We start from the raw sequence: 4,775 nt of genomic DNA on the forward strand, positions 1-4,775 counted from the left end.
GGGGCCGGCGGCGACGCCACGCCCGGCTGGGGGGCGACCGGGGCCGCGCCCCGGTGCGGGGGGACCGACGCGGAGCCGGCGGCCGGGGCGGCACCGGACGGCGGGAACGGGGGTGACACCGGGGCGGACCCGACGGCCGGCCGGTCGCCGGTCACGGACGGCGGACGCCAGGCCGGCGGTGGCGGGTGCTCGCCGGTCCGACCGGTGACCGGCGGTTCGGGCGTCGACTCGGGGCGACGGGGGACGTTCGCGTCGGGCACCGAGACCCGACCGGTGGCACCGCCGGTCACGGACCGGCCCGATCCCCGGCCGTCAACCCCCTCCGGGCGGTAGTGTGAATCTTCCCTCCCCACGACCCCCTCCTCCCGCCGCCGAACTCGCCTGGGTGACACTACTTCGGTCCGAAGACTATGCGGCGTCCGGAGCCGACGGGTGGCCATTCATCCGCACCGGGGCGTCAGTGGTTCCGTTCAGCCAGCGTGGGCAGACGAGGGAGCGTGGGAGATGGATTTCGACGTCACGGTTGAGATCCCGAAGGGTCACCGAAACAAGTACGAGGTGGACCACGCGACGGGCCGGATCCGGCTGGACCGCACCCTGTTCACGTCGACCCAGTACCCGGCCGACTACGGCTTCATCGAGGGCACCCTCGGCGAGGACGGCGACCCGCTGGACGCGCTGGTGCTGGTCCCCGAGCCGACCTTCCCGGGGTGCCTGATCCGCTGCCGCACCATCGGCATGTTCCGGATGACCGACGAGAAGGGCGGCGACGACAAGGTCCTCTGCGTGCCCTACGAGGACCCCCGCCAGGAGCACCTGCGCGACATCCACCACCTGGGCGAGTTCGACCGGCTGGAGATCCAGCACTTCTTCGAGGTCTACAAGGACCTCGAACCGGGCAAGTCGGTCGAGGGCGCGACCTGGGTCGGCCGGGTCGAGGCCGAGGCCGAGGTGCTGGCGTCCTACCAGCGGGCCCGCGAGGCCGAGGCGCAGGGCGGCGGGCACTGACCCACCGGCCACCGGCTTTCCGCGACAGGCCCGGACCGGTCGGTCCGGGCCTCCGTCGTGCCCGCCCGACGCCGGTCGGGGCGGGCGGCGGTCACCCCAGCAGGCCCCGGGCCGCGTCGTAGAGGTCCAGCACCGCGCAGGCCACCGGGACCACCGCCACCACCAGCGCGGTGTCGGTCAGGTCGGCCACCCGACCGAGGTACGGCGAGACCGGCCGCCGGGCGTACGTCGTGCCGGCGGCTACGGCGAGCAGGGCGACGAGCAGCCCACCCCCGCTCAACGCCAGCAGCCCGGGGGCACCGGGCCGGCCGGCGAGCACCGCCCCGAGCACCGCGAACCCGGCCAGCCCGGCCGTGACCGGAGGCACCCGGTGCCGGACGGCCACGAACAGCCGGGACCGCAACAGCAGCACCGCCGCGCCGACGGCCACCAGCACCCGCCCGGCGAGCCCACCGGCGGCGGCGAGCACCAGCACGGCGGCCACCACCGCGACCGCGTGCCCGAGCAGCATCCCGGTCAGCATCTCCTCGCTGCGGGCCACCGCCGCGTGCACCCGGGCCCGGTCCGGCAGGTCCCGTACGCCGTCCGGGTCACCCGTGGGGCCGTCCGGCAGGGTGATCGGCGGCAGCGGCACCTTGCCCAGCCGGATCGCCAGCAGCGGCAGCGCCCCGAGGACGAAGACCAGCACGCAGAGCAGCACGGCGGCGGTGCCGGCCGGGTCGAGCAGCAGCCCGCCCAGACCGGCGAGTGCGCCCACCGCGCCGGCCGTCGCGCCGGCCACGAAGACCCGCAGTCGGGTGGCGACGCCGAGCAGGCCCAGCACGGCGGCCAGGAGCAGCGCCACCGCACCGGCGAGCAGTTCGGGCGCGCCGAGCCAGGGCAGCGGCCGTAACGCCCCCACCGGGTCGCCCGAGCTGACCGCGAGGGCGCCGGCCGTTGCGGCGTACGGCAGGGCGTAGCCGCCGAGGGTGGCCCCGGTCGGGCCGTCGCCGTACGCCCGGGAGGCGGTGGTGCAAGCGAGGGTGAGCAGCAGCGCCACCGCGCCCGCGGCGGGCCAGGCGGCGGGCTGTCCCGGCCCGGCGGCCAGCACGGCGAGCAGCCCCACGGCGAGCGGGACGGCCGCGCCGGCCAGCACGGCCACCCGGGTCGTCGCCGGCGACCAGGCCGCGCCCCGGCGGCGCGCGCCGTCGGCGATGGCCTCGACCACGTCGTCGTACTCCAGCTCGGGCCACTGGTCGTGGGCGGGCACCAGGTGCAGCACCTCGCCGTCGCGCACCCCCTGCGGGAGCAGCGGCTGCGCGGTCACCAGCACCGCCCCGTCGGTACGTCGCAGCACCCAGCCGCCGTGCCGCTCGCCGTCGTCGGCCAGCCCCTCCCCGGCGTGCCGGAGCACCTCGGGCAGCAGCTCGGCCAGGGGGACCTGTTCCGGCAGGGCCACGTCGACGCGTCGCCCCGGCGCGCTGATGGTGACCCTGGCCAGCCCGATGGTCATCGACGGGACTCCATATCGATCGGGAGCGGTGGCTGACGGACGACGCGCACTTTACCTACGATGAGCCAGGTTCGGGTTACCGAGCGCCACAGGGAGATGGATTTGTCCACTGTCGTCATCAAGCGGCCACCGCGCCGGCCCGCCCCGGAGATCCCGGTCGGCGAACTGCCCGTGCAGGGTCCGCCCGAGATCCCGGTGGTCACCGGCGGGCGCTGGCAGCAGGCGCTGATGGTGCTGCCGATGCTGGGCGGCACGGTGGCGATGGCGATGATGTTCGGTCGGGGCGGCGGCGCCTACTCGTACGTGGTGGGCGGAATGTTCGGGCTCTCCTCGGTGGCGATGCTGATGACCTCCTGGGGCAGCGCCACCGGCAGCCCGAGGAAGTCGGAGATGATGGCCGCCCGTCGGGAGTACCTGCGGCACCTGGGCACCCTGCGGCGACGGGTCCGGCAGACCGCCCGGCAGCAGCGGGCCGGGCTGTACTACCGGCATCCCGACCCGGGCCGGCTCTGGTCGACGGTGGACAGCCACCGGGTCTGGGAACGCCGCCCCGGCGACCCCGACTTCGGCGTGGTGCGGGTCGCCGTCGGGCCGCAGACGCTGGCCACCCCCCTGGTGCCGCCGGTCACCCGGCCGCTTGAGGAACTGGAGCCGATGACCGCGGGGGCGCTGCGGCGGTTCCTCGACGCGTACTCGGTGGTGCCGGACCTGCCGGTGGCGCTGTCGCTGCGCAGCTTCGCCCGGGTCTTCGTCCGGGGCGGGCAGCCGGCCGGGCCGGGCGGGGGCACGACGGAGGGCGGCCCCGGCACCGGCTCACCCGACGCGCAGGCGCTGGCCCGCGCGATGCTCCTCCAGCTCGCCGTCTTCCACGCCCCCGACGAACTGCTCGTCGCCGTCTGCGCCGGCCCGGAACGGCGTCGGCACTGGGAGTGGGTGAAGTGGCTGCCGCACGCCCACCACCCGACCCGGGTCGACGCGCTCGGCCCCGTCCGACTGGTCACCAGCTCCGCCGTCGACCTGGAACGGCTCCTCGGCGACGTGCTGGCCAGCCGGTCCCGGTTCAGCCCCGCCGGGCCGGCCACCGACGGCCCGCACGTGGTGGTGCTCCTCGACGGCGGTGACCTGACCGACGCCACCGAACTGACCGGCGACGGCGGCATCGACGCGGTCACCGTGCTCGACCTCGACACCCCGCCACCGCGCCTGCTGGACCGCTTCGCCCTGCTGCTGGAGGTCCGCGCCGGCCGGCTGCACTCCTGGTCGGCCGAGGGACACGCCGAGGTGGGCACCGCCGACCGGCTGGACGTCGTCGACGCGGAGGCCGTCGCCCGGCGGCTCGCCCCGCTGCGGCTCGCCGCCGTCGCCCGGGGCACCGAGGCCGCCCCCGGGGCCGAACCCGGCCTCCCCGAACTGCTCGGGCTGGGCGACCCGGAGGGGTTCACCGCCGACCAGGGCTGGCTGCCCCGCCCGCCCCGGGACCGGCTGCGGGTGCCGATCGGGGTCGGCCCGGACGGCGGCGCGGTCGAGCTGGACCTCAAGGAGTCGGCGCAGGACGGGATGGGCCCGCACGGGCTGCTGATCGGGGCGACCGGTTCCGGCAAGTCGGAGCTGCTGCGCACCCTGGTCCTGGCGTTGGCCGCCACGCACAGCTCGGAACAGCTCAACTTCGTCCTGGTCGACTTCAAGGGTGGGGCCACCTTCGCCTCCTTCGACCGGCTGCCGCACACCGCCGCGGTGATCACCAACCTGGTCGACGCGCTGCCGCTGGTCGACCGGATGGTGGACGCCATCAACGGTGAGCTGATGCGCCGCCAGGAGCTGCTGCGCCGGGCCGGCAACTTCGCCAGCCTGCGCGACTACGAGCGGGCCCGGACGGCCGGCGCGCCGCTCGCCCCGCTGCCGTCGCTGCTGCTGGTCTGCGACGAGTTCTCCGAACTGCTCTCGGCCAAGCCCGACTTCATCGACCTGTTCGTGCAGATCGGCCGGCTGGGCCGGTCACTCGGGGTCCACCTGCTGCTGGCCAGCCAGCGGCTGGAGGAGGGGCGGCTGCGCGGGCTGGACACCCACCTGTCGTACCGGATCGGGTTGCGGACCTTCTCGGCGCTGGAGTCCCGCACGGTGCTCGGGGTGCCGGACGCGCACGAGCTGCCCCGCTCCCCCGGGCACGGCTACCTGCGCGCCGGCACCGACCCGCTGGTCCGGTTCCGGGCCGCGTACGTCTCCGGCCCGCTGCGGCGGCACGGCGGCCCGGCCGGGGGCGGCGGCACCGGCGCGG

The 4,775-nt window shown here is 76.0% G+C and carries 3 protein-coding genes and 1 pseudogene; 2 read left to right on the forward strand and 2 right to left on the reverse strand.

What is annotated here, in order from left to right:
* Positions 1-290: pseudogene (locus H1A17_RS34950) on the reverse strand (D-alanyl-D-alanine carboxypeptidase/D-alanyl-D-alanine-endopeptidase); the annotation flags it as partial.
* A gap of 214 nt (positions 291-504) precedes the next feature.
* Here H1A17_RS34950 and H1A17_RS33350 point away from each other — a divergent pair.
* Positions 505-1,008, forward strand: coding sequence for an inorganic diphosphatase (locus H1A17_RS33350; RefSeq protein WP_145922114.1), 504 nt, complete (start codon positions 505-507; stop codon positions 1,006-1,008).
* Between the two features lie 91 nt (positions 1,009-1,099).
* Here H1A17_RS33350 and eccD read toward each other — a convergent pair whose 3' ends face one another.
* On the reverse strand, positions 1,100-2,500 hold the full coding sequence (eccD, locus tag H1A17_RS33355; protein ID WP_194823751.1) for a type VII secretion integral membrane protein EccD: 1,401 nt from the start codon (positions 2,498-2,500) through the stop codon (positions 1,100-1,102).
* A 102-nt stretch (positions 2,501-2,602) separates the two neighbouring features.
* Here eccD and eccCa point away from each other — a divergent pair.
* A partial coding sequence (gene eccCa / locus H1A17_RS33360) for a type VII secretion protein EccCa (RefSeq protein ID WP_194823752.1) occupies positions 2,603-4,775 on the forward strand: 2,173 nt, incomplete at its 3' end.

The organism is Micromonospora sp. S-DT3-3-22 (genome assembly GCF_015354745.1).
GTDB lineage: Bacteria > Actinomycetota > Actinomycetes > Mycobacteriales > Micromonosporaceae > Micromonospora > Micromonospora wenchangensis.

Bases quoted from the DNA above. Each gene is read 5' to 3' on its own strand.
- H1A17_RS33350 (WP_145922114.1), top strand. From the start codon at position 505: ATGGATTTCGACGTCACGGTTGAGATCCCGAAGGGTCACCGAAACAAG.
- eccD (WP_194823751.1), bottom strand. From the start codon at position 2,500: ATGACCATCGGGCTGGCCAGGGTCACCATCAGCGCGCCGGGGCGACGC.